Origin of the sequence: Motilimonas pumila (assembly GCF_003596335.1) — a bacterium.
Taxonomy (GTDB): Bacteria; Pseudomonadota; Gammaproteobacteria; order Enterobacterales; family CBDFNC01; genus Motilimonas; species Motilimonas pumila.
The window spans coordinates 71,279-95,733 of record NZ_QZCH01000005.1 but is presented as its reverse complement, the minus strand read 5'-3'; the positions used below and the strand labels follow the sequence as shown (position 1 = coordinate 95,733).

The window sequence follows — 24,455 nt, the reverse complement described above, 5'->3', positions numbered from 1 at the left end:
CCTTTATAGCAGGTTGAAGTCGTTTAATATTGCTACGCTCATGATAAATAATATGAAGCCTAGGCCAATCTTGAAGCCTATTTCCTGAATGTGCTCTGGCACCGGACGACCGCTGATTAATTCTATACAGTAATAAAGCAAGTGGCCACCATCAAGTACTGGCAAAGGAAATAAGTTAATTAAGCCCAAATTTATGCTAATCAGAGCCAAGAAGCTCAAAAAATACACAAATCCGTAGTCAGCACTGGCACCCGCGCCTTTTGCAAGCGAGACAGGGCCGCTTAAATTATTTATAGAAATTGTCCCTACAATAAGCTTGCCAATTGTATCAAAAGTGAGAACGGTTAAGTCCCAAGTTCGTTGACTGGCTTTTGCAAATGCGTCAATTAAGCCATATTGACTCGTAATAATGTACTCTTTTGGATAAGTCTGCGCGTCTGGCACTACGCCTATATAACCTATCTCTTGACCGTTTCGCTCAGTACTATCAGGAGTAACGGTTAACTGTATTTGTTGCCCTTCCCTGATAACAGTGATCAGTAAAGCTTTACCAGGATGGTTTCTGACTATATCGGTAAAACCTGACCACTGCGTAATCCCTTGACCATTGACGGCAACAATTTCATCTTCTGCCATTAAACCCGCTTTGTCGGCGGCGCTGTTTTGCAACACATTGGCCAAGGTTAAGTAAACCTCAGGCTGAAAGGGAATCAGGCCTAAACTTCTGATTGGCGAGGTTGTTTTTGGATCAAAAGACCAATCAGATAAATCTAACTGCGTACTTTCGACTCGAGAATTACCTTCTTGGCGATAACTTAACGTCACCTCAGAATGGCCGATGATCCCCGCCAGAGCAAAATTCACCGATTCCCAATCTTGAGTCTCTTGCGGCCCAATTGACACCACTTCAAATGGGGTGATATCCGCTAACTGGCTTACTGCAGTATTAGGCGCAACTGCAGAAACCATAGGTTTCACATTGTTAATCCCAATTAAATACATAAGACAAAACGCAGCGATGGCCAAAATGAAATTGGCTAACGGGCCAGCAGCCACAATGGCTATGCGTTTTAAAACGCTCTGTTGATCAAAAGCATATTTAAGCTCTTCTTCAGCCACCTGCTCTAAGCGGCTGTCTAACATCTTTACATAACCACCCAAAGGTATCGGCGCAACCACATACTCAGTACCATCTGCAGCCACTTTCTTTAGTACTGCTGGGCCAAAGCCGATGGAGAAACGATGCACTTTTACGCCGCAACGCCTGGCTACCCAAAAGTGGCCAAACTCATGAATCGTGACCAGTATGCCAAGGGCGATGATAAAAGAGGCGGTATTCCATAAAAAATCCTGCATTAAATACTCCAGGCTTTAGTAGACGAAGTCCAAGACAAAGCATGTCGCCTTGATTCTTTATCCAGCGCAAGAATGCCTTCGATATCTAACTGGGAAGTTTCGCAATTTCGACCATCGAGGCTTTGCGTCACTAACTCAGCAATGTCTGTAAATGCAATATCCCCGTCTAAAAAGCGTTGTACTGCCACTTCATTCGCAGCATTAAGTACCGTTGTCGCCGCTTGACCAGAGTAGCAAGCATCGATGGCAAGTTTTAAACAGGGGTACCTTGCAAAATCTGGCTCAACAAAAGTCAATTGACTAATTTGATTAAAGTCTAGCCCTTGCACGCCACTTCGAATCCGCTCAGGGTATTGCATGACATGGGCTATTGGCGTGCGCATATCAGGCTGCCCCAGTTGCGCGAGCACTGAACCATCGCAATATTGCACCATAGAGTGAATAACCGACTGCGGGTGAATAAGCACCTGGATCTCAGATTTTTCAGTGTTAAACAGACGCTTGGCTTCTATGTACTCCAAGCCTTTATTCATCATGGTAGCACTGTCGACAGATATTTTGGGGCCCATAGACCAATTAGGGTGCTTGACTGCTAACTCAGGGGTAATGTTATTAAACTCGGCTAATGGCTTAGTTAGAAATGGGCCACCGGAACCAGTTAAAATCAAATGTGAAATGCCATGCTGTTGTAACGAGCAGTAACCTAACTGCCTTTGACATTCAGGCGGAAGACACTGGAAAATCGCATTGTGCTCACTATCAACGGGCAATATTTGTGCGCCAGAGCGCTCTGCTGATTGCATAAATAATGCACCCGACATTACCAAGGCTTCTTTATTTGCCAGCAGTACCGTTTTACCCGCTTCTACTGCTGCTAGAGTTGGCATGAGTCCTGCCGCGCCAACAATTGCGGCCATCACAGTGTCAACTTCATCACTGGCGATACAAGCCAAATATTCGGCTTCAGTGACCAAAACTTGCGTGGAAGCTTGAGCAAGCAACTTAGCCAGCTCAGCATTCGCTTGGGGCTCAAACATATAGGCAAAATTAACATTGTGCGTTAAACACAAATTCGCCATTTTATTTGCATTACTGGCAGCGCTCAGCAATTTAACATCAAACAACTCAGGATGTAACTTAGCTACCGCAAGAGTGCTATCGCCAATCGAGCCAGTGGCTCCCAGAACAGCAAGCTTTTTCATGAGTTAAACCACACAATATAACAAAGCGTGAAAACTGGCAGTGCGGCCGTAAGACTATCAATTCGATCCATCACACCACCATGACCTGGGAGTAGGTTACCGCTGTCTTTAAGGCCCGCTTCACGCTTAAACATGCTCTCATTGAGATCGCCCAATGTTGAAGCCAAACTCGCCATCACAGCTGAAAAAATGAAATATCCTTGCCGATCACCTGGGATTTCAAACAAAAACATGGCAATGATCGCCACCACCAAAGTGGTCAGTAGGCCACCAACAAAACCCTCTATGGTTTTACCTGGGCTCACCTTAGGGGCCAGCTTATGCTTACCTAGAGCTTTACCGGAAAAGTAAGCTCCCGTATCTGCGCCCCACACTAGTAACATCACAAAGAGGACTAACCAAGCACCGTGTAACGGATCATGCATAGCATCAGCGCCGCGAAGGGTGACTAAACTCCAAAAGAAAGGAACCAAAGTCAAGATGCCAAACAGCGCTTTGAACCAAGCATTTTTAGTCCAAATAGAGGAAGACGTTGGGTAAGAAAGTACCATGATAGCCGAAAGCAGCCACCATGCGCCGCCAACTATGAGCAAATACTTAGCACCTTGATGTAAATGCGGAACCCAAATAGCATCAATAGGTACCACCACTAAAGTCGCTGCCAGTATCAAGCCCAACGGATATATAAACCAAGATTGACAAGATCTATTAACAAAGCCACCCCATTCTCTAGCAGCTAACAAATAGACTGCCGCCGCAAACAAGGCGAACAATTTTAGAGGGAGAAAGAAAATGGCAGCAATAGTGATTGGCGCCAACACTGCCGCCGTAAGAATTCGTTGTTTTAACAAAAGTTACCCTTGTTTCGATGCTTGAACTTGCGCGCTAGTATGACCATATCTCCTTTCACGATGAGAGAAGCTTGCAATGGCATCGGCAAAACACTGTTCGTTAAAGTCTGGCCAAAGTGTATCAGTAAAAAATAATTCTGCATATGCTAGCTGCCATAGCAGAAAATTACTGATCCTTTGCTCCCCTCCGGTGCGGATCATTAGATCGACATCGGTAAGTGGCCAAGATGCTATTTGTTGGTCTAATACTGACTCATCAATATCGGAAGCAGCCATTTCGCCTTGTTGGACCTTTTTTGCCAACTCTTTGGCAGCTTCAGCAATGTGCCAACGACCGCCATAGTTAGCCGCGATATTAAGTACTAGGCCAGTATTTTTAGCTGTCAACGCTTCAGACTTGGCAATCTTGTCTTGAAGCGTTGTGGAAAAACCTCGTACATCACCGAGAATACACAACTTAATATTGTTCTTGTGAAGCTTTTTCACCTCACTATTTAGCACCATCATGAATAGCTCCATCAAAGTGCTTACTTCTTCCTTTGGCCGCTTCCAATTCTCGCTGCTAAATGCAAACAGAGTTAAGGCTTCCACCCCCTGTTTAGCGGCATAGTTGACACACTGTCTCACGGTTTTTACGCCAGCTTTATGACCGAAAACCCTGATCTTGCCTTTTTGTTCTGCCCAACGACCGTTACCGTCCATGATAATAGCAACGTGTTTTGGCGTCCCTCTCGATTCAGGCACACACAACCCCTGTAGTTATAAAAACGCCGTGAAAATACACGGCGTTTAGACAGATGACGTAACGAAAAATTAAATTTCCATTAGCTCTTTTTCTTTATCAGCAAGGATCGCATCCGCGTCTTTAATTGCTGCATCAGTTAGCTTTTGAATATCATCTTCCGCTTTATGCAGCTCATCTTCACTGATTTCTTTTTCTTTTTCTAGTGCTTTAAGGTCACTATTAGCATCACGACGAATATTTCGGATAGCAACACGGCCACCTTCTACTTCTCCGCGCACTACCTTGATAAGATCTTTACGGCGCTCTTCTGTTAACGGCGGTAACGGAATACGAATGACCGTGCCTGCAGAATTTGGGTTTAACCCTAAATCCGACGCCATAATGGCTTTTTCGACTGCTTGGATCATACTGCGGTCAAATACGGTAACCGTTAACGTACGCGAATCTTCAGTGCTGATGTTACCTACTTGATTCAATGGCGTGTCTGCACCGTAATAAGAAACTGAGATATTACTCAGTAGGCTCGGGTGAGCACGGCCGGTACGAATCTTCGACAACTGCGACTTTAAAGAGTCAATACTTTTACCCATGCGCGTTTGCGCATCGTTTTTAATTTCATTGATCACACTTAATTCCTTCTCGTTTTTGCATCTGGTAAGCATACCACAAGCAAATGAATTATAAGGCTTCTTCTACATGGTCTCGAATCACTGTGCCCTCGTCTTCGCCCATTACTACGCGGCGAAGTGCACCCGGTTTATTCATATTAAATACACGAATAGGCAAACCATGGTCACGAGCCAGCGTAAATGCTGCCAAGTCCATTACCTTTAATTCTTTTTCTAATACCGTTTGGTAATCTATTTCGCTGTAAAGCTTAGCTTCTGGGTTCTTCACCGGGTCACTATCATAAACGCCTTCCACTTTCGTGGCTTTTAATACTGCGTCGGCTTCGATTTCAATGCCGCGTAAACACGCTGCTGAATCGGTGGTGAAAAATGGGTTACCAGTACCCGCAGAGAAAATAACAACACGGCCAGATTTCAATAAGCTTATCGCCTCTGCCCAGTTGTAATCATCACACACACCTTTTAGCGGAATCGCAGACATTAGTCTGGCATTGACATAAGCGCGGTGCAGTGCATCTCGCATTGCAAGGCCATTCATCACAGTGGCTAACATGCCCATGTGATCGCCTACCACACGATTCATACCTGCCTTTGCTAAACCTTCACCGCGGAATAAATTGCCACCACCAATTACCAAGCCAACTTGCACACCTAGCTCAATCAATTCTTTGATTTCTTGTGCCATGCGCTCAAGCACTTTAGGGTCGATGCCGAAGCCTTCTTCGCCCATTAATGCTTCACCGCTTAATTTTAATAAAATTCGTCTATAAGAAGGTTTTGGATTGGTACTCATATTTAAGCTTTTCCTAGAAAATATACCGCTATCTACAAAACAGCCGCAACAAATGTCGCGGCTAATTATTCATCAAAAAGAGATTACTTAGCTTTAGCAGCTTCGATTTGAGCCGCAACTTCTGCTGCGAAATCTTCTTCTTTCTTCTCGATGCCTTCACCTACTTCTAGGCGAGTGAAGCCAGATACAGTGATGCCTTTCTCTTTTAGTACTTGGCCAACTGTTTTCTTTGGTTCCATGATGAATGCTTGACCAGTCAGTGAAACTTCACCAGTAAACTTCTTCATGCGACCAGCAACCATCTTCTCAGCGATTTCTTGAGGCTTACCTTCGCCCATCGCGATGTCGATTTGGATTGCTTTTTCTTTTTCTACTAGCTCAGCAGGCACGTCTTCTGGGTTAACAAACTCAGGCTTGCTTGCCGCAACGTGCATTGCAATGTGCTTAAGATCTTCTTCAGAACCTTCACCTGCAACAACTACACCAATAGTGCCACCGTGACGGTAAGAAGCTAGGGCTGTACCTTCTACGTATTCAACGCGACGAACATTGATGTTTTCACCAATTTTCGTTACTAGCGCAACACGTTGCTCTTCAAACTGTGCTTGTAGCTCTTCAATTGAAGGGCTGTTAGCCGCTGCAGCGTCAACAACAGCGTTAGCGAATACAAGGAAGTTATCATCTTTCGCTACGAAGTCTGTTTGACAGTTAACTTCAACTAGCGCAGCTACGTTGCCTTCGCTCTTGATTAGGATAGTACCTTCAGCTGCGATGTTACCCGCTTTCTTAGCCGCTTTCGCTTGGCCAGATTTACGCATATTCTCGATTGCGGCTTCGATATCACCGTTGGTTTCTGTAAGCGCTTTTTTACAGTCCATCATGCCAACGCCAGTACGTTCGCGAAGTTCTTTAACTAGGGCAGCAGTAATTGCCATTTTGAGTTTCCTCAATAAAAATTAGATGAAAAACAGGGGCCTAAGTAGGCCCCTGCTAACCAAAAATTGGCTTGGTTAATAAGGGCTTTAGACCGTTATTACTCAGCAGCTTCTTCTACGAAACCGTCTTCTTCAGCCTGTACAACGATGTCTTGTTGACGACCCGCTTTCACTGCGTCAGCAGCAGAGCTTAGGTAAAGTTGTACTGCACGGATTGCATCATCGTTACCAGGAACGATGTAATCAACGCCGTCAGGGCTAGAGTTAGTATCAACGATAGATATTACAGGAATACCTAGGTTGTTAGCTTCTTTCACTGCGATGTGCTCGTGGTCAGCATCGATGATGAATAGTGCGTCAGGTAGACCGCCCATTTCTTTGATACCACCTAAGCTTTTCTCTAGCTTTTCAAGCTCACGAGTACGCATTAGCGCTTCTTTCTTAGTTAGCTTTTCAAACGTGCCGTCTTGAGTTTGTTGCTCAAGATCTTTAAGACGCTTGATTGACTGGCGAACAGTTTTCCAGTTAGTCAACATGCCGCCTAACCAGCGGTGGTTTACGTAAAACTGGTCACAGCTTTCTGCTGCTTCTTTAACTGCTACGCTTGCTGCGCGCTTAGTACCAACAAAAAGGATTTTACCTTTTTTCGCAGATACACCAGAGATGAAATCCAGTGCTTCGTTGAACATTGGAACTGTTTGCTCAAGGTTGATGATGTGAACTTTGTTACGTGCACCGAAGATGAAAGGCTTCATCTTTGGGTTCCAGTAACGAGTTTGGTGACCGAAGTGCACACCTGCCTTCAGCATTTCACGCATAGATACATTAGCCATTTTAATTTCCTCTTGGGGTTAGGCCTCCACACATCCCATGAATTCGACCTAAAAAGGCACCCCGAATCACGTGTCGATGTGTGTGTGTTATAAAAAATAGTGGTTTATCGGTTAACAATGCATTTTCACATTGCCAATTCCCGGCGCGCTTTATACCATATCCCACAACTAACCACAATCTGAGATGGAATTTTTGCTTAAAAAACTTCCCTTTCAGCGTCCAGAACATGGACCAAAATTAAAAAGAGTAACGCTATGAACGTCGTGATTAAAACACCAGAAGAAATAGAAAAGATGCGGATTGCCGGCAAACTTGCAGCGGACGTACTTGAGATGATTGGACCTCACGTTGTTAAGGGCATTACGACTGGCGAGCTAGATCAAATCTGTCACGACTATATTGTCAATGAACAAGGGGCTATTCCAGCGCCACTAAACTACCATGGCTTTCCTAAGTCTATCTGCACTTCGGTCAATGAAGTGGTTTGTCATGGTATCCCGAACCATAAAAAATTGCGTAATGGCGATATCATAAACATCGACATCACGGTCATCAAAGACGGTTATCACGGCGATACATCTAAAATGTTTATCGTGGGTGACTCTAACCCATTAACAAAAAAACTGGTCAACAACGCACAAGAATGTCTTTACATGGGCATAAAGCTGGTTAAACCGGGCGTACGACTTGGCGATATTGGCGCAGCGATTCAAGCGCACGCGGAAAAAAATGGGTTTTCAGTGGTACGTGAATATTGTGGCCATGGCATTGGGGCTGTATTTCATGAAGACCCTCAGGTACTTCATTACAAATCTCACACCGATCCAAACGCCAAGCTCATCCTTGAAGCTGGCATGTGTTTTACCATAGAGCCGATGATTAACTTAGGCAAACGTCATACCAAACTGGACAAAAAAGACGGCTGGACGGTCACCACAAAAGACGGCAGTAAATCGGCTCAATGGGAGCATACTTTGCTGGTGACGGAAACGGGTGTCGAAATCCTTACTCTGCGCAGCGATGAAGCGATTGAAAGAACACCTTCTGCGTAATTTGTTAACGTCGCGAGCTAAGGATAAAGCATGACCCCCTATATTTCGGAGCCAACCAAAGAGCTGCCTCAAGTTACGGTGGCTTCGCCATTGCATCTACCCCAGCTTAAAGGCGAACTGCAAGCATTTAATGAACAACAAGCCCGCGCTTTTGAAGGCATAGAAGAAGCCAACGAATTAATTTTTGAGCGGGCCGGCTTTATGGATGCCTTGCTTACGCAGATTTGGCAGCAACTTGGCCTGGGTGCGGTAAACGATCTCTCTTTGGTAGCCGTAGGGGGCTATGGCCGCGGTGAGCTGCACCCTAAATCAGATATTGATTTACTCATTCTAAGTCGCGATTTATTGGCTGATTCAACGCAGTCTGCGATCAGTGAGTTTATTACTCTGTTGTGGGATTTACGGTTAGAGGTGGGGCAAAGCGTGCGAACTGTCGATGACTGTATTCACCTTGGCCTTGAAGATATCACCATAGCTACCAACTTGATCGAAAGCCGGTTAATTTGCGGTAACAACACGGTTTTTGTTGAACTTAAGCACCGCCTTCATAAAAGTGATTTCTGGCCTTCTCAAACGTTTTTTCGCGCCAAACGAGACGAGCAAAAAGAGCGGCACAGCCACTACCTTGATAATGGCTACAGCCTCGAACCAGATATAAAAAGCAACCCCGGCGGATTGCGGGATCTCCACACCATTTATTGGGTTGCTAGGCGCCACTTCGGCGCAGCTAACTTACTAGAGATGACGGTTGAAAACTACCTCACCCAAGAGGAATACCGTGAACTTTCTGAATGTCAGAATTTTCTCTGGAAAATTCGTTTTGCTCTTCACTTGGTCACTAAGCGCGCTGATAATCGATTATTATTTGATTTTCAATCAGATGTAGCATCTAAATTGGGCTTTGAAGGCAAAGGCTACGAAGCGGTAGAAACCATGATGAAAGAATTCTACCGTACCATACGCCGAGTATCAGAGCTCAATGAAATGCTGCTGCAGCATTTTGAAGAAAGTATTCTTGGCCATGATGAAGCCGAAAGTCAAGACATAGACGAACACTTTCAACTCAAAGGTAAGTTGATTAATTTAAAAACTCCTGGACTGTTTTTCCATCAACCGGAATCCATTCTCGATTTGTTTTTACATATGGCAGACAACCCTCAAATCAAAGGGGTATATGCCACCACCTTACGTGAGATTCGAGAAAGCCGGCGTCGCTTAACCTACTGGTTGCAAGATTTTCCTGCATGCCGAAGCAAGTTTATTGCCTTACTAAAACACCCAAGAGGCATGGGTCGCCCACTCACGTTGATGCACAAATATGGCATTCTTGCTTCTTACATACCTGAGTGGAGTAAAATCCTTGGACAAATGCAGTTCGATCTTTTCCATGCTTATACTGTGGATGAACACACTCACAGATTAATCAAGTATATATACCGCTACCCTACCGAAAAGTCGCGCAAGGTACACCCGATTTGTGGTGAGATATTTCCCACTATTAAACAGCCTGAGCTGTTATTTTTAGGTGCAATTTTTCATGACATTGCCAAAGGGCGACGAGGAGACCACTCGGAGCTGGGTGCGGTAGATGCCAAAGAATTTTGTTTAATGCATGACTTTAGCGAGAAAGAAGCTGAGCTGGTCTCTTGGTTAGTAAAAAATCACTTGGTGATGTCGGTTACTGCCCAACGCCGAGATATTCAAGATCCCGAGGTGGTCAGCGAATTTGCGGCCATCGTAAAAACCAAAGAAAGGTTGAATAACCTTTTGTTACTCACCGTAGCCGACATCTGCGCGACTAATGATGACGTTTGGAATAGCTGGAAAGGGGCCTTACTGAAAGACTTATATTACCAAACACTCCATTATATTCAGCAAGGCCATGAACAGCCTGTTAGCGTGCGCTCTATCATTCGCCAGAATAAACAGGCTGCCTTAGATAAGTTATTAAGCAAAGCATTTTGTCACAGTACCATAGAGAACTTATGGCGCCGCTTTAAAGCGGATTACTTTTTGCGCCACACCCCGGCGCAAATTGCGTGGCATTGTGAGTATATTATTCAACATAATAACGAACCTAAACCACTGGTACTTATCAGTAAAAATGCCAGCCGTGGTGGCACAGAGATATTCGTATACAGTAAAGATGATCATTCTCTTTTCGCCACAGTAGTAACGGAGTTGACGAACAAAAACTTAAACATTCACGACGCAACTATCTTAACCAGTAAAGACGGTTATACCTTAGACACTTTTGTGGTACTTGAGCCAGATGGCAGCCCAGTTGCGGTTGACCGCACTCAACAAATAAAGCCGGCAATAGTCAAAGCGTTAGTTGATCCTCAAGCACAAGTAAAACGCATCCCGCGAATGTCACGCCAAATGCGTCAATTTAGCGTAAAAACCCAAGTAAACTTTTTACCCGATAGAAACCGCCGCACCGAGCTTGAGCTCACCGCGTTTGATGCGCCAGGCCTACTGGCCAAAATCAGTGAGATCTTCCAGCAAGCCAACTTGGTGCTACACAATGCAAAAATCACCACCATTGGCGAACAGGTTGAGGATTTATTTATTCTTACGACCCAAGAAAACCAAGCCTTAGATAAAGCACAACAAGTATCATTAAAGTTCGCTTTAGATCAGGCTCTGGATAATGCTCCGGGCAAAACCTAAATCTTAGTGTGTGACACTTTATGTCTCGCTGATTAATCAGTAGACTAAGTGTCACCTAACGTCATTAGAGAGTCACATGAAACAGTTTTTTGAATTTATTCCACTGATTATTTTCTTTGCCGCATACAAATTATACGACATATATGTCGGCACGGCCGCGCTGATGGTCGCTACGGGTGTGATGTTACTTGTCACCTGGCTCAAATATAAAAAGCTTGAAAAAATGCACATCATTACTTTCGTCATGATCATTGGTTTTGGTAGCCTCACGCTACTGCTACGAGATGATGCCTTCATTAAGTGGAAAGTCACGGTTGTATATGCATTTTTTGCTGCCGGCTTGTTAATCAGTCATTATGGCTTTAAGAAAAACCTGCTTAAGCAAATGCTAGGTAAAGAGCTCAAGTTACCTGAGCCGGTTTGGAGTAAATTGAATCTGGCTTGGGCCGGTTTCTTTACTTTTTGTGGCCTGCTCAATATTTACGTCGCGTTTTATCTCTCACAAGATTTCTGGGTTAATTTCAAAGTCTTCGGCCTCATGGGATTAATGTTAGTGTTTACCATTTTTACCGGCGTATACCTGTATAAATATTTACCAAAAGATGAAAAGGAATAACGCCATGTGGTACTCCATTTATTCAACAGACGTCCCTGAAAGCTTACCCCTAAGAAAACAAGCTCGCCCTGCTCATTTAGCCCGTTTAGAAGCCTTACACGAACAAGGAAGGTTATTAGTTGCTGGGCCTTCGCCTGCTGTTGACGCTGAAGATCCTGGTGCAGCAGGCTTTACTGGCTCAGTGGTGATTGCAAAGTTCGATTCCCTGTCTGCGGCGCAAGAATGGGCTGACGCTGATCCCTATTGTGATGCTGGCGTTTATGCCAACGTCATCGTAAAGCCCTTTAAGCTGGTATTACCTCAGTAACCGGTTGACAAGTGTGGTCGCCCTGTTCGGCCACCGCTTGTCTTGGCGAGACAAGCCCTAGACAGCTTACTATTGTGTAATACCCTCAAGGTGATTCTCTAAATCATTGTAGCTGCCACTCTCAGCATACCCTTATTAGTAAGTTAACAACGAGACTGTTAAAAGTTCAACATACCAAAAGTATCAGGTTACCCCGCATTTTTTACCACTGACTTACCAATACCACAGTCTGAGTTTAGTCAATGTAACTAAAATATCGAAATAAAAAATATTATTGATATAAATGTTATTTACACCTAGGTTTAACATTCCACTCACAACAAATAGGTGTACTATGTCATTTCGCTCTTTAAGCCTAGCGGCCATGATTGCCATTGCCAGCTGCGCGCTAAATGCGCAAGCTGCTGATAATGCAGCAACAGTTACAACTAGCGAACAATCCAGCGAAACCGTAAATATTAATACGGCCAGTGCCGATGAGTTAAGTAAGCTCAATGGAGTTGGGGATGCTAAGTCACAAGCCATTGTTGCTTATAGGCAACAACATGGTCAATTTGAGACCGTTGAACAAATCACCCAGGTAGATGGGATTGGTGAATCCATTCTAACCAAAAATAAAGCCTTATTGTCAGTGAAATAGGCTTCTGGCGCAGCTTGCGGTGATGGCTGCGCAAGGTTTACTGATGCATTAATGTCAGTGTCAGTTGCGACAGTAAATCTGATTCAAAGGTAAATTCTATTGGCGCAGATAAGTCCATGGTTCCTTGTTCATAACGTGCGGTCTCTAGCACGCCAAGCGCTAAGCCAGGGTGAGGTGAGGCCATCGCAGGGTGGGCAGGTAAAAACCCCGCATTCGCAAATTGAATCGATTTTGATTGCATATCCACTAATACGTACATGGCTTTCAACATTTGAGATAAGCCCGCGTGATAAAGCTGCTTATTCAAATAATTTAACAGCGCGCTAGGAGAAAGCATCATACCACTCTCACCTGACTGGTATTGGCGAAAAGGCTCATTAACCAGACTTTTGATTAATACCGCAGTAATGGCGCTGTCGTCCTTAAACAAGGATAAATCAACCACTAAAAAAGCAAAATATTGCTCGTCGAGGGTATAAATGTCGGGCAAGAATGATAAGCCTTGCTGCTCAACCTTTAATACCCACTGTGAAAAGGTGTAGCGCGCAGCAGGGATCAGATCATTCATTAACTGAGTCGAAGCGGGATCGCTGTGCTTAAAGTGAACCAAGTGTTCAGCTAACTCTGTCTCGGCCAATAACTGCTCGTCTAATACATCCACGCAAGCGTCATTAGTATTACCATGTACCAAACGCAGAATGAGCTGCTCTAAGCCCGGCCAGTCGTCAATCGGCTTTAATAAGTAGTCTTTCGCCCCGTGGCGCAGCGCATTGCCGATATCATCCATACTTTGACGCGCGGAGATAACAACCACCGGCGTCTCGGCGTTGTGGGTTAGAATATGCTTGATCACTTGGTGGCCGTCTACCACCGGCATATTCAAATCACATAACACGATATCAGGTTGTAAATCGGCCAACAGCTCGATGCCCAGTTGCCCATTTTCAGCTTCGGCGACCAACGCACCTCGCTGTTTTAAAAAGCTGCATATCTGATGACGAAACACAAGCTCGTCTTCAATCACTAAGATAGTGAGGTCCCTAATAGTATCCGGAGCTTGTAATGGGTTCACAGGGTTGCCTTATTCGTATTCATCTAACAACGCATCGAGTTCATCATCGGACAAACCATCTTGCTGCTGATGGATAAATACCTCGCCATTAATTCGAAAGTCTTGATATTGAATATAGGCGTCTCTGACAAAAATGTAAGGGTCAAGGGACTGCTCAATTAACGCATCTTGCGGCAGCAACGCTGCTCGCTTGTACACCGAGTCTACACCCCAATGCAAAAACCGTTCAAAGTAAGTTAATTCACTGTATGGAAAATATAAGGCATCAACCACGTTTCCCACCAAACGCCTGGTGGTCTCGGGGCCATAGATTGGGATCATTAAATACGGCCCGTGTCCTACTCCTACATTGGCTAAGACATCTTGAAACTCTGCTCGATTCCTCGTCAAACCGGCATTACCCGCAAAATCAAAAAAGCCAGCTACACCAAAGGTGGTGTTAAACATAAACCGCATCAAACTGTCCATCGAAGCGGTAATATCTAACATCAACAAATGATTCACCGCACTCGAGGGCTCATCAAAGTTTTGCACAAAGTTATTCAGCGCTTCTCGGCCTGCTAGAGGAATATATTCCACATAAACCTCAGTAGCTGGTTTCGCAATATGCTTATCGACTTGAAGGTTAAACTGCCAAAATTGGCGGTTCAGTCCTTCCGCAGGATCGTAAACACCAGTGTGCATTTCGGGCTCATCGGTTGCCGTAGAAGCCATTGCGTATTGTATGGTAAAAAGTGGCATAACCAGCAGATATAAAATGATCATGCGAAAATAGGGGCTTAACCGATAAGCGGCAACGTGTTGCACTGGATCCTTCCTTACATAAAACAGGGCAAGGTATTATTTTAGGCTACCCCACCCCATTTCGCTTAATTACATTTGCTGGTCGATGATAACCTTGATGGTATCCGTTTCACCCGATTGTACAGGCTGACTAACACCTTCCCACTCTCCCGCAGCCACGGAAGCATTCTCATCGATTGAGATCCTCGCCTTTACTTTAAACTCCGCTTGCTGACTTAATTTGAAAGACGCTTGCATCGCATCAGCGTCAGATAAAGTCAGCGTAAGCGGGAAAATATCCCCCAATGGCAATTTTTTAGCCGCGAGAGGCATCGCAGGCCCATTGACCATTTGCGCAAAAATAAAGACATATCCTTGTGTTGGTAACATCACTTTTGGATCAAGTTGCACCGAGACAGTATACTCATGGCCAATATCAGCCGCCTTTTGGGGCGCCTGCTCTGCCACTTTTTCACCTAGCTGTTGCTGGGCATAAGTGATACTGCCTTGCACCATCTGCAACCTCTCAGGATCGTCTTGCAATAACGGTAACATTTTTTGCCAGCGGGCAATGGCAAGCTCAAAGTCATCATTTTGCAGTGCCATAAAGGCGTAAATTGACCACGCTTGTAGGTTGTTAGGCTCTAAACCTATGGTGGCAACCAATAAGTTTTCTGCTGTTTTTATGTTCAAGGGTTCACCGCTTTGCAGCAAAGCCTGAGCATAAGGCACACGAATGTCTGAGCGGGTAGCATCTAACTCGTAAGCTTTCGCTAAAGCATCTAACGCCAGTTGTCCATCTCGCACAGCAATCGCTAAACGGCCAAGCATCAACCAACCGGTTGCATCATCCGGCTTTTCTGATAGCTGTGTTCTCAAAGCTAACATAAAGTTATCGACTTCAATCTCGGTTGGCGCAGCGCCTTGGCCCATGATCATTTTTTGTTGTAAGGCGGGGAAGTCAGCCATGACTTGCTGCCAATGGCTCACTTGTTTATGACTGCCAAACTGCAGGTAGAATCCTACGCACAATAGCACCAGCACTATCACCCCTGGTACTAGGGTACTGGCATTCGATACTCGGCTCTGAGGCGCACTTTGCTCGGTAACGTCATCCACTAAGCCCCGTTGTAACTCAGTGATCACACTCTGTTTATCACTGATGATACCTTGCTCGTCGTCTTGCTCAATCTCTTGCATTCTGCCTTGGTAAAAGACTTTATTGAGCTCGTCACGGTCAACCTGTGACGGTTTTTTATCTCGGATAATTGGCACTATGAATGCCAAGCACGCCAAAAACAGTAACAGCGCACAGGCTGACCAAAAAACTATCATTCAGTATTATCCTTGTTCAAAATTCGGTTCAACTTTTCTTGTTCTTGGGTAGCCAATTCACTCACTTGCATTTTGGCTTTCGGCCTACTGGCGTGGCGAAAAACGAAAAATAGCCCAATGGCAATAAAGCACACAGGACCTAGCCAAAGAAACACGGTGGCAGGTGTCATAGGCGGGTCATAACGAACAAAATTACCAAAGCGTGCGGCCATGTAATCAACCACTTGGTCTCTATCGTTACCTTGCTTGACTAACTCATACGTTTTTTGTCTTAAGTCTTTCGCTAAAGGAGCGTTGGAGTCAGAGATATTCTGATTTTGACACTTAGGGCAACGCAACTCTTTTGTGAGCTGATGAAACAACAGCTCTTGTTCTGAAGAGTCAAATTCATACACATCAATCGCCGCCATCGCCCAACCGGGCATCAGCAATGAACAAATGAATAACAACTTAGCCATTATTTCATTTCCTTAAAAAGAGGCAGCAAGGTGTTGTTCCACACTTGGTCGTTAACATCGCCAACATGACGGTAGCGAATGATACCTTGGCTATCGATTAAATAAGTTTCTGGTGCGCCATAGACACCTAAATCCAAACCTAGCATGCCGTCCTTATCAAACAAGCTAATTTGGTAAGGGTCGCCCAATTCATTGAGCCAGCGAATTGCTTTTTTCCTATCGTCTTTGTAATTCATGCCAACGATAAAAATACCCTCTGCAGCCAGCTTATTAAGGTAAGTATGCTCTGCATAGCAAGTTGGACACCAAGTCGCCCACACATTAAGCAGCATGGGTTTGCCCTTAAAAATACTGGCGTCATGTTGCTTTTCTGGCTGATAAATATCTTGCAAGGTGAATGCGGGAACCGGTTGCCCAATCAACGCAGACTCAAGCTTGGTAGGGTCTGAGAATAAGCCTTTAAACAAAAAGATACATGCCACTAAAAACAAGACTAATGGCACTAAAAAAATCAACAAACGTTGCTTTTTACTCATGCAATAGCCTCCTTGCGCACAGGTCGGCGACGAACGCGATAGCGTTTGTCAAGCATAGCCAGTAATCCGCCTAAACTCATAATTAGCGCGCCTCCCCAAATCCAACGAATAAACGGCTTGTAATAAATGCGCAGTGCCCAAGCACCATCGTCCAACTGTTCACCTAGCGCAGCATACAAGTCTCGCGTAATGCCTGCGTCGATGGCCGCTTCTGTCATGACATTTCGTTGCACCCGATAAAAACGCTTTTCAGCCGCAAGTTCAGTGACGTATTGGCCACCTTTATAGACCTGAAGCACACCGGTGTGGCCGTCAAAGTTCGGCCCTTTCAACGGGCTAACACCTTCGAATTGAAATTCATAATCTTGGAACTGAATGCTGTCACCGGGCACCATTCGTACATCTTTTTCGATGCTAAAGTTTTGTGTCATGGTGATACCTATGACACAAATAGCAAACCCTAAATGTCCGAGAGCCATAGCCCAATGACTGAGACTGAGTTTACGAATGCCAACCACAAAAGCATTTCTGTGGGTAGCTCGCAACCACGTTTCTTGTGCCGTTGACACACTGACCCAGCAGCCCAAGAAAACGCCTAAAATCGCTAACCATGTGATGCTAGGCGCAAACAAGCTGAGGAAGGCTACGCAAAGCAGCACGCTGATCACTAGACTCAGCAACAAAGGCTTGAGCAAATCGTCCGCATGTTGCTTTTTCCAGCGCACTAAAGGTCCTACGCCAAGCATCAACATGAAAGGCACAATTAACAAGGTAAACATTTTATTGAAGAAAGGTTCACCGATAGAAATACTGCCTAAGCCAATCTCTTTATGAACGAGCGGTAACAATGTACCTAATAGCACCACAATCAAAGCTGCGATCAGTAAAATATTGTTACCCAACAAGAAGGTTTCACGCGAAAATAGCTGGTATCGCCCGTTGCTTTTTACTGCTGACGCTTTGATGGCAAACAACAACAAAGAGCCGCCAATCACCAGTATTAAAAAGGCTAAAATAAACAAGCCACGCTCTGGATCGCTGGCAAATGCATGCACCGAAACCAATACCCCTGAACGCACTAAGAAGGTACCCAATAAACTCAATGAAAAAGCCGATAGTGCCAACAGCACGGTCCAAGACTTAAACACGCCGCGTTTTTCAGTCACCGCTAAAGAGTGAATCAATGCCGTGCCGGCCAACCATGGCATAAAAGAAGCATTTTCAACCGGGTCCCAGAACCACCAACCGCCCCAGCCAAGCTCGTAATACGCCCACCAGCTGCCAAGAGCAATGCCTATGGTTAAGAAGATCCAAGCAGCCATGGTCCAAGGCCTCGACCAGCGGGCCCAAGCCGAGTCTAACTGGCCAGCCATGAGTGAAGCAATCGCGAATGCGAAGGCAACAGAAAAACCGACATAGCCCATGTACAGCATCGGCGGATGCAAAATCAAGCCGATGTCTTGGAGCAAGGGGTTTAAGTCACGTCCGTCTACTGGGAAGTATGGCAAAGTACGCTCAAACGGGTTGGAGGTAATGACGATAAAAAGGTAAAAACCCACGCCCAACATGCCCATCACGGCTAATACACGTGCCACAGACTCTAACGGCAATTGCTTACTAAGCAGTGCAACAGCAGCTGTCCACCCCGCAAGAATCAACACCCAAAGCAACAAAGACCCTTCGTGCGAACCCCACACTGCCGAAATGCGATATTGCAGGGGCAACTCACTGTTTGAGTGAGAGGCCACGTAAGCAACGGTGAAATCATTTACGATAAAGGCGTAGGTTAAACACGCAAAGGATAAACCGACAAATAAAAACTGGGTCACCGCCAGTGTTTTAGCGCTGTTCATCATACCACTATGACCAATGTGAGCGCCCCAAAGAGGGTAAATGCTCAACAGCACCGATAACCCCAAAGCAATAATGAGGGTAAACTGTCCTAACTCAGGGATCATTAATGCTGTCCTTTTAATTGTTCATCTGTGTATTCTGGCTTGAAATGCTTCATGCCTTTCAACGATTCAGCCACTTCTGCCGGCATGTATTCTTCGTCGTGTTTAGCCAATACTTCAGAGGCAACAACCGTCGTGGCGTCTTTAAGGGTGCCCATAGCCACAATGCCCTGCCCTTCACGAAATAGATCCGGCAAAATACCATCATATTCCACGGTCACGATAGGTCCGCCAGCATCGACCAAATCAAAGCTAACACGCAAACTCTGACTGTCTCGGCTTACGGTCCCCGGCACTACCATGCCACCGATACGCAATCTGTCGCCAACTTCCGGCAAACGCTTGTCTTTACCTTTGCCTTGAACTAATTCAGTCGGGGTATAAAACAAGTCAATGTTTTGCGATAGCGCAAACAGCGTTAAACCCACCGCACTGCCCAAACCAATCACTAGGCTTAGAATAATAGTAAGGCGTTTTTTACGTCTTGGGTTCATAAGGTATTCTCCAACTGGCTGGCAGCTTTGACACGCTCATCTCTCGCTGCTCTGGCTTGAACGGTTTGTTTTATCTTCTTTTGAGTACGAAGGCTACTTGCAAGCAGTGCAATTAACGCAAAAAAACTTACCCCAAAAGATAACCACACATAGAAGGCGTAGCCACCCATGTCTAAAAAATCGGCAATGCTATTAAATTCCACAGTAATACCTCAATTTGATGCTCTGGTGATGGCTAAGTTACGCCGACTTAAGCAGTAATTGCTTAACCCAAGGACGATGACTTTCACGAATCAGAATTTCATTTCTAAATCGAATCAGCATCACTGCTGCAAAGTAACAAGTAAACGCCAATAGCATGATTAACAAAGGCCATAACATAGGGCCAGCTATCGAAGGCTTAGCAAACTTGGTAATAGTGGCGCCTTGGTGCAAGGTATTCCACCATTCAACCGAAAAGTGAATAATCGGCACATTTATCCAACCGACTAAAGTCAGTATTCCGGCCGCTTTTCCAGCTAAGGCTTTATCAGAAAAGGCATTATATAAGGCGATAACCCCTAGATATAAAAACAGTAAAATTAACTCGGAAGTTAATCTGGCATCCCAGACCCACCATGCCCCCCACATTGGCTTGCCCCAAGCAGCGCCTGTGAATAAGGCAATAAACGTGAAAACAGCGCCCACTGGGGCCATGGCGGCCACAGCCATATCAGATAAACGAATTTGCCACACCAAGCCAATTAAAGCGGCAATCGCCATGCTGGTATACACGCCCATCGACATAATTGCAGAAGGAACATGGATGTAAATGATACGGAAGCTGTCGCCTTGCTGATAATCGGCAGGGGCGAATGCCAAGCCCCAAGCGGTGCCAAGCACAAAAGACACAACGGCCAATACCGCAAACCATGGCAACAAGGTACCGGCTAGCTCATAACTGCGCTGCGCTTTAGCGTAGGGGTGTAAAAACTTCCACATTAGTTTGCTCTCATTGTTAGTTATTGCTTAATGTTATTATTGTTGCGGCATTAACTCATACTTATCCGCAGCGATACCGCTATTGCCATCGGCGCCAATGTAATAGCGGCCACTAAAATAGCCCCAAGCATGGCTAAGTAGGCAATGTTTGGCTGCGACATCGATGCCGCATCAATCGCTAAGGTTGAAATAATCAATACCGGTATGCTCAAAGGCAACATGATTAAACTTAATAAGATGCCGCCCTTTCTTAATCCTACCGTCAAAGCTACGCCTATCGCACCCAGTAAACAAATGGTTGGGGTACCCAGTAGTAAGGTCAACGCGATGGCCCAAAAAGTGGGCCAATCGAGAGAAAAGAACACCGCCATTAATGGGCTAAATAAAATAATAGGCAAGCAAGTCAACAACCAGTGAGCCAACACTTTCGCGGCGACCAATAAAGTGAGCGGGTACGGCGTGAGCATGAGCTGCTCAAGGGAGCCGTCTACATAGTCATCTTTGAAAAGTCGCTCTAGCGATAATAGACAAGAAAGCAGAGCGGCCACCCAAATGACGCCAGGGGCAATACTGGTTAACGTATTGGCTTTTGGGCCAATACTTAATGGAAATAAAGTAATAACAATCAAGAAAAACCAAATGGGGTTTAGAATATCTGATTTTCGCCGTGAGGCACTGAGTAATTCTCTTTCAATCACACTCCAACAGGCTTTAAACATACTGTTGCTCCGGAGCGGGTTTACGTAACGAAAGAGTGCTGAACATTTGATTATCAAGTTGTAAGTCTTGGTGGGTCGTTAAGATCACCCTGCCACCACGCGCGGCATGCTTTAAGAACAATTGCTCCAATACTTTCACCCCTTTTTTATCGATGGCGGTGAATGGTTCATCAAGCAACCAAATATTGGCGTCAGAAAGCCATAACCTAGCAAGGGCGACTCGACGCTGCTGACCTGCGGAAAGCTGCGAACTCAGTAAATCTTCATAGCCTGCGAGCCCAACTTGAGCCAAAACCGCCCATAAGTCTTGCTGCTGTGTAGGGTTATGCATTTTTTGGAAAAATCGCAAATTTTCAAACGCGGTGAGTTCAGGCTTGACGCCCGTATAGTGACCAAGAAATAACAGTTGTTGGTAAAATTGTTCCCGAATACTCGCGATCGCGTGGTCGTGCCAAAACACATCTCCAGCGTAAGCGGGTTGCAAACCGGCAAGCAATCGAAACAAGCTGGTTTTGCCTACCCCGTTGGGGCCTTCAATTTGTAAGATTTGCCCTTCATCGACGGAAAAAGATAAGTCTTTGAATAATAACCTGTCTTCCCTGACACATGAAAGTGCGCGTGCTTCCAGCATAATATTTGGGCTCAATTAAAGATCCGGCAGATAGTAGCATAGAAAAGCATGAGGAATAAGCCGTGTTCAGGCGGTTTTACCGAAACTTACATTCAGAAAAACAGAGGGTATGACGCCACTTACGTCTTTCCCTCAGCGGGTCGCAGGTCTATCTAGCTTTGGCATGAAGGTTAAGCAGCAGCTCGGCTTCTGCTCGAGGTAAATCACACTCACGCATGACTTCTTCTAAGTCCGCGCCTAACTCCACCATCTTTACTGCACGAGTGTAAAGTTTACTATCAGGATCATGAGCTACGAGTTCTTGTTGCCGCTCTAAAGAATCACGAATGGTGCTATTTAGGCTAAATACTTTTTTACCCAACCCTACCGAACCAACATGTAGCTCATTGACTTGCTTAGTTAAATTATCCTTTGAACGGATTAGCTCTTTGATGATTTCCTCAAGTGCTTGGATTTTTTTTTGCTGACTTTTGTGCCATAAAAAACAAAACACTATCGCTACAATAGCCAAAATGAGCGCCAACCACGTGGCACCCGATTCAAGGTAATTTAATATCATATTTTATAGTGAACTTAATTCATCCCATTCTTCGTCACTTAATAATTTATTTAAGTCCACAAGAATAAGCAACTGGCCATCGCGATTACTGACGCCTTGGATGAATTTGGCCGCTTCTTCGGTGCCCACATTAGGTGCGATGTCAATTTCCGACGCACGTAAATAAACCACCTCAGCCACACTGTCCACCAAAATGCCTATCACTTGTTTTTCAGCTTCTATGATCACGATACGTGAGTTATCACTCACTTCAGAAGGCATCAAACCAAACCGTGAACGGGTATCAATAACGGTAACCACATTACCGCGTAAGTTGATTATCCCTAACACATAAGCTGGCGCGCCAGGCACTGGAGCGATTTCGGTATAACGTAATACTTCTTGCACCTGCATAACGTTGATACCATAGGTTTCATGCTCTAATTGAAATGTGACCCACTGTACAACTTCGTCGTCCGTCACATTCTCAGATACATTTCTTTGTTCACTCATCTAGTTATCCTCAACTCTTGAGAGCCGTTATTTATTATCATGTTAGCAGTAGTCCAGCAATTCAGCCGGTTTTTCATCGCTACTTCAAACACCTTGTTATCCTGATAGGTTTGTTATCGGCTACAAACCCTCAATGTTTACCCCTTGATTAAGTAATTTAATCAATTCTTTGACATGAATCAGCGCGCACATCTTCTGTTTGACCATGCCGGCAAGCCATGGGCGTTTACCTGCGGTAGTTCGCCACTTTACTTCATCACGGTGCAAGAGCTCTGTGCCCAATAATTTGCAGCAACTGAGGCCCCATCGCGTTTCGCCAAGCATGATCAAGTATTGATAGGCTACATCTTCAGGTTGACTACTCGGTAATACCCATTGCGCCGTGTCAACAACGTGTAGCTGCTGCTCTCTTTGGGTCATGACGCCACTGAACCACGCCGGCTTACCAAATAAGCTGGTGATTTCGCTTAATTGATGAATACCACCTAATTCTGTCAGTAATACGGCAAAAGAAATGCCTGCAACTTCAAAGAATAACGCTTGAAACTCTTCACCTGGGTCAATATTTTGCCAAATCGGTATCTCTGGCTCTGGCTCTGGCTCTGGCTCTGGCTCTGGCTCTGGCTCTGGCTCTGGCTCTGGCTCTGGCTCTGGCTCTGCAAAGATTAGCTGCTCTGGCAGTACCTCTGGCAAGCTTACCAGCGGCAAGGATTCAGGCTCAGCATGTTCGGGATGAGTCGCTTGTTTGGGTTGAACTTGTGCCGCTTCTACTTCTGGTACTTTCTCAAGTAAAGAAGATAGGTTGTGAGCACGGCGCATGTTTTCCCCCGAGGCAAGCTCATTAGATACGCTGGCGCGGCTGACGCTTTTAGTCACATCCGCTTGCGTGGTTGCCTCTGCGTCTCCCGCCTCATTCGATTTTTCCTGCGCTGACGCCGGTGAGCGCAGCGTTTTTTCTTCTTCATTTAACAAGGCAGCAAAGTAACTTTCCATGGCTCCCTCATTGGGTAATCGAGTCATGGTTTTAACTGCTCTTTGTGCTCAAGTTGCTGTAAATGGTTAAGTAAGGTTTCGTAAGCAAATACGCCACGGCAACTGCGTGCAAATGCCGACGGTGGAATGTGCTTTAAACTCGCATCACGGAATTTAGTATCGATGGGAATAACAGAGTTCCAAGCCTCCCTTGGGTATCTGTCTTTAATTGCCTGCAATGTACTCAAAGAGGCTTTGGTGCGTTTGTCATACATGGTTGGAATTACGCAATATTTAAAGGGCGTGGGCCGCGAACGCTGCATAATATCAAAGGTGCGAATCATGCGCTCTAAACCTTTAAGGGCAAGGAATTCCGTTTGCACCGGAACCAAAATACGGTCACAAGCAGCCAATGCATTCACCATCATGACCCCAAGTACGGGTGGACAGTCAAGTAACACGTAATCGTATTCATCGCGCACAGCATCCAGCACACGCTTTAAAAATAGCCCCATACCCTCGCGATTACCTAAGACTCTATCTAGGGTCGCGAGCGCCATGTTTGCAGGGATCAAGCTTAACCCTTCAAACTTAGTTGTTAAAGTATATTGATTAACGTCTTCTTTGGTTGGCGCTGAAACTTGAAATAATTCATACAAAGAGCCCTCTAAGACGTCTGAGTCATAATCTAAGTAGCTAGTTAATGATGCATGCGGGTCGGTATCTATGAGTAATACACGGTGGCCCCGCTCAGCTAATAAGCCGGCAAGTGAAATCACAGTGGTGGTTTTGCCTACGCCACCTTTTTGATTCGCTACTGTCCAAACAATCAACG

The 24,455-nt window shown here is 45.2% G+C and carries 28 protein-coding genes; 5 read left to right on the top strand and 23 right to left on the bottom strand.

What is annotated here, in order from left to right:
- Positions 1 to 3 precede the first annotated feature (3 nt).
- The 8 genes from rseP to rpsB all read right to left on the bottom strand — a co-directional run bounded on the left by rseP (position 4) and on the right by rpsB (position 7,344).
- A complete protein-coding gene (rseP, locus tag D1Z90_RS06810; RefSeq protein ID WP_119910000.1) occupies positions 4 to 1,356 on the bottom strand; it encodes a sigma E protease regulator RseP in 1,353 nt (450 codons plus the stop codon).
- The gene (gene ispC / locus D1Z90_RS06805; RefSeq protein ID WP_119909999.1) at positions 1,356 to 2,558 is read right to left on the bottom strand and encodes a 1-deoxy-D-xylulose-5-phosphate reductoisomerase; all 1,203 of its coding nucleotides are present in this window, start codon (positions 2,556 to 2,558) and stop codon (positions 1,356 to 1,358) included. Before ispC ends, rseP begins: the two co-directional genes overlap by 1 nt.
- A complete protein-coding gene (locus D1Z90_RS06800) occupies positions 2,555 to 3,409 on the bottom strand; it encodes a phosphatidate cytidylyltransferase (protein WP_119909998.1) in 855 nt (284 codons plus the stop codon). The genes ispC and D1Z90_RS06800 overlap by 4 nt, the downstream gene beginning before the upstream one ends.
- A gap of 3 nt (positions 3,410 to 3,412) precedes the next feature.
- A complete protein-coding gene (gene uppS, locus D1Z90_RS06795) occupies positions 3,413 to 4,153 on the bottom strand; it encodes a polyprenyl diphosphate synthase (protein ID WP_269777031.1) in 741 nt (246 codons plus the stop codon).
- Between the two features lie 69 nt (positions 4,154 to 4,222).
- Positions 4,223 to 4,780 carry a ribosome recycling factor gene (gene frr, locus D1Z90_RS06790; RefSeq protein WP_119909997.1) on the bottom strand — a complete coding sequence of 186 codons (558 nt, stop codon included), beginning with the start codon at positions 4,778 to 4,780 and terminating at the stop codon, positions 4,223 to 4,225.
- Positions 4,781 to 4,832: 52 nt separating this feature from the next.
- Complete coding sequence (gene pyrH / locus D1Z90_RS06785; protein WP_119909996.1) at positions 4,833 to 5,576, bottom strand: UMP kinase; 744 nt, start codon at positions 5,574 to 5,576, stop codon at positions 4,833 to 4,835.
- Positions 5,577 to 5,659: 83 nt separating this feature from the next.
- Positions 5,660 to 6,511 carry a translation elongation factor Ts gene (gene tsf / locus D1Z90_RS06780; protein WP_119909995.1) on the bottom strand — a complete coding sequence of 284 codons (852 nt, stop codon included), beginning with the start codon at positions 6,509 to 6,511 and terminating at the stop codon, positions 5,660 to 5,662.
- 98 nt (positions 6,512 to 6,609) lie between these two features.
- Positions 6,610 to 7,344, bottom strand: a complete 735-nt coding sequence (rpsB, locus tag D1Z90_RS06775; RefSeq protein ID WP_119909994.1) for a 30S ribosomal protein S2 — start codon at positions 7,342 to 7,344, stop codon at positions 6,610 to 6,612.
- A gap of 237 nt (positions 7,345 to 7,581) precedes the next feature.
- Here rpsB and map point away from each other — a divergent pair, with 237 nt between their 5' ends.
- The 5 genes from map (at position 7,582) to D1Z90_RS06750 (ending at position 12,633) form a co-directional block, all read left to right on the top strand.
- Complete coding sequence (gene map / locus D1Z90_RS06770; RefSeq protein WP_269777032.1) at positions 7,582 to 8,397, top strand: type I methionyl aminopeptidase; 816 nt, start codon at positions 7,582 to 7,584, stop codon at positions 8,395 to 8,397.
- 30 nt (positions 8,398 to 8,427) lie between these two features.
- On the top strand, positions 8,428 to 11,070 hold the full coding sequence (glnD, locus tag D1Z90_RS06765) for a bifunctional uridylyltransferase/uridylyl-removing protein GlnD (protein ID WP_119909992.1): 2,643 nt from the start codon (positions 8,428 to 8,430) through the stop codon (positions 11,068 to 11,070).
- A gap of 76 nt (positions 11,071 to 11,146) precedes the next feature.
- Positions 11,147 to 11,686, top strand: a complete 540-nt coding sequence (locus D1Z90_RS06760) for a septation protein A (protein WP_119909991.1) — start codon at positions 11,147 to 11,149, stop codon at positions 11,684 to 11,686.
- 4 nt (positions 11,687 to 11,690) lie between these two features.
- Positions 11,691 to 11,993: a YciI family protein gene (locus D1Z90_RS06755; protein WP_119909990.1), complete on the top strand. Its 303-nt coding sequence runs from the start codon at positions 11,691 to 11,693 to the stop codon at positions 11,991 to 11,993.
- A gap of 334 nt (positions 11,994 to 12,327) precedes the next feature.
- Positions 12,328 to 12,633, top strand: coding sequence for a ComEA family DNA-binding protein (locus tag D1Z90_RS06750; protein ID WP_158587071.1), 306 nt, complete (start codon positions 12,328 to 12,330; stop codon positions 12,631 to 12,633).
- 37 nt (positions 12,634 to 12,670) lie between these two features.
- Here the strand turns inward: D1Z90_RS06750 and D1Z90_RS06745 are convergent, their stop codons facing one another.
- The 15 genes from D1Z90_RS06745 to D1Z90_RS06675 all read right to left on the bottom strand — a co-directional run bounded on the left by D1Z90_RS06745 (position 12,671) and on the right by D1Z90_RS06675 (position 24,453).
- Positions 12,671 to 13,705 carry a response regulator gene (locus tag D1Z90_RS06745; RefSeq protein ID WP_119909988.1) on the bottom strand — a complete coding sequence of 345 codons (1,035 nt, stop codon included), beginning with the start codon at positions 13,703 to 13,705 and terminating at the stop codon, positions 12,671 to 12,673.
- 9 nt (positions 13,706 to 13,714) lie between these two features.
- On the bottom strand, positions 13,715 to 14,512 hold the full coding sequence (locus D1Z90_RS06740) for an MlaA family lipoprotein (RefSeq protein WP_119909987.1): 798 nt from the start codon (positions 14,510 to 14,512) through the stop codon (positions 13,715 to 13,717).
- Positions 14,513 to 14,578: 66 nt separating this feature from the next.
- Positions 14,579 to 15,823 (bottom strand): c-type cytochrome biogenesis protein CcmI, encoded by a 1,245-nt coding sequence (ccmI, locus tag D1Z90_RS06735; protein ID WP_119909986.1) that lies wholly within the window; start codon positions 15,821 to 15,823, stop codon positions 14,579 to 14,581.
- The gene (locus D1Z90_RS06730; protein WP_119909985.1) at positions 15,820 to 16,281 is read right to left on the bottom strand and encodes a cytochrome c-type biogenesis protein; all 462 of its coding nucleotides are present in this window, start codon (positions 16,279 to 16,281) and stop codon (positions 15,820 to 15,822) included. Before D1Z90_RS06730 ends, ccmI begins: the two co-directional genes overlap by 4 nt.
- Entirely contained in the window at positions 16,281 to 16,817 is a 537-nt protein-coding gene (locus D1Z90_RS06725; RefSeq protein ID WP_119909984.1) for a DsbE family thiol:disulfide interchange protein, read from the bottom strand. The genes D1Z90_RS06730 and D1Z90_RS06725 overlap by 1 nt, the downstream gene beginning before the upstream one ends.
- A complete protein-coding gene (locus D1Z90_RS06720) occupies positions 16,814 to 18,775 on the bottom strand; it encodes a heme lyase CcmF/NrfE family subunit (protein ID WP_119909983.1) in 1,962 nt (653 codons plus the stop codon). The genes D1Z90_RS06725 and D1Z90_RS06720 overlap by 4 nt, the downstream gene beginning before the upstream one ends.
- On the bottom strand, positions 18,775 to 19,266 hold the full coding sequence (ccmE, locus tag D1Z90_RS06715; protein ID WP_119909982.1) for a cytochrome c maturation protein CcmE: 492 nt from the start codon (positions 19,264 to 19,266) through the stop codon (positions 18,775 to 18,777). Before ccmE ends, D1Z90_RS06720 begins: the two co-directional genes overlap by 1 nt.
- Positions 19,263 to 19,469 (bottom strand): heme exporter protein CcmD, encoded by a 207-nt coding sequence (ccmD, locus tag D1Z90_RS06710; RefSeq protein ID WP_119909981.1) that lies wholly within the window; start codon positions 19,467 to 19,469, stop codon positions 19,263 to 19,265. Before ccmD ends, ccmE begins: the two co-directional genes overlap by 4 nt.
- A gap of 37 nt (positions 19,470 to 19,506) precedes the next feature.
- Positions 19,507 to 20,247 (bottom strand): heme ABC transporter permease, encoded by a 741-nt coding sequence (locus D1Z90_RS06705; protein ID WP_119909980.1) that lies wholly within the window; start codon positions 20,245 to 20,247, stop codon positions 19,507 to 19,509.
- Between the two features lie 50 nt (positions 20,248 to 20,297).
- The gene (gene ccmB, locus D1Z90_RS06700) at positions 20,298 to 20,966 is read right to left on the bottom strand and encodes a heme exporter protein CcmB (RefSeq protein ID WP_119909979.1); all 669 of its coding nucleotides are present in this window, start codon (positions 20,964 to 20,966) and stop codon (positions 20,298 to 20,300) included.
- Positions 20,959 to 21,597 carry a cytochrome c biogenesis heme-transporting ATPase CcmA gene (gene ccmA, locus D1Z90_RS06695; RefSeq protein WP_119910054.1) on the bottom strand — a complete coding sequence of 213 codons (639 nt, stop codon included), beginning with the start codon at positions 21,595 to 21,597 and terminating at the stop codon, positions 20,959 to 20,961. Before ccmA ends, ccmB begins: the two co-directional genes overlap by 8 nt.
- A gap of 148 nt (positions 21,598 to 21,745) precedes the next feature.
- Complete coding sequence (locus D1Z90_RS06690) at positions 21,746 to 22,108, bottom strand: DUF2802 domain-containing protein (RefSeq protein WP_158587070.1); 363 nt, start codon at positions 22,106 to 22,108, stop codon at positions 21,746 to 21,748.
- 51 nt (positions 22,109 to 22,159) lie between these two features.
- Positions 22,160 to 22,648, bottom strand: coding sequence for a chemotaxis protein CheW (locus tag D1Z90_RS06685; RefSeq protein WP_119909977.1), 489 nt, complete (start codon positions 22,646 to 22,648; stop codon positions 22,160 to 22,162).
- Positions 22,649 to 22,768: 120 nt separating this feature from the next.
- The gene (locus D1Z90_RS06680; protein ID WP_232525210.1) at positions 22,769 to 23,668 is read right to left on the bottom strand and encodes a chemotaxis protein CheW; all 900 of its coding nucleotides are present in this window, start codon (positions 23,666 to 23,668) and stop codon (positions 22,769 to 22,771) included.
- Positions 23,665 to 24,453 carry a ParA family protein gene (locus D1Z90_RS06675; protein WP_119909976.1) on the bottom strand — a complete coding sequence of 263 codons (789 nt, stop codon included), beginning with the start codon at positions 24,451 to 24,453 and terminating at the stop codon, positions 23,665 to 23,667. Before D1Z90_RS06675 ends, D1Z90_RS06680 begins: the two co-directional genes overlap by 4 nt.
- Positions 24,454 to 24,455: the final 2 nt, after the last annotated feature.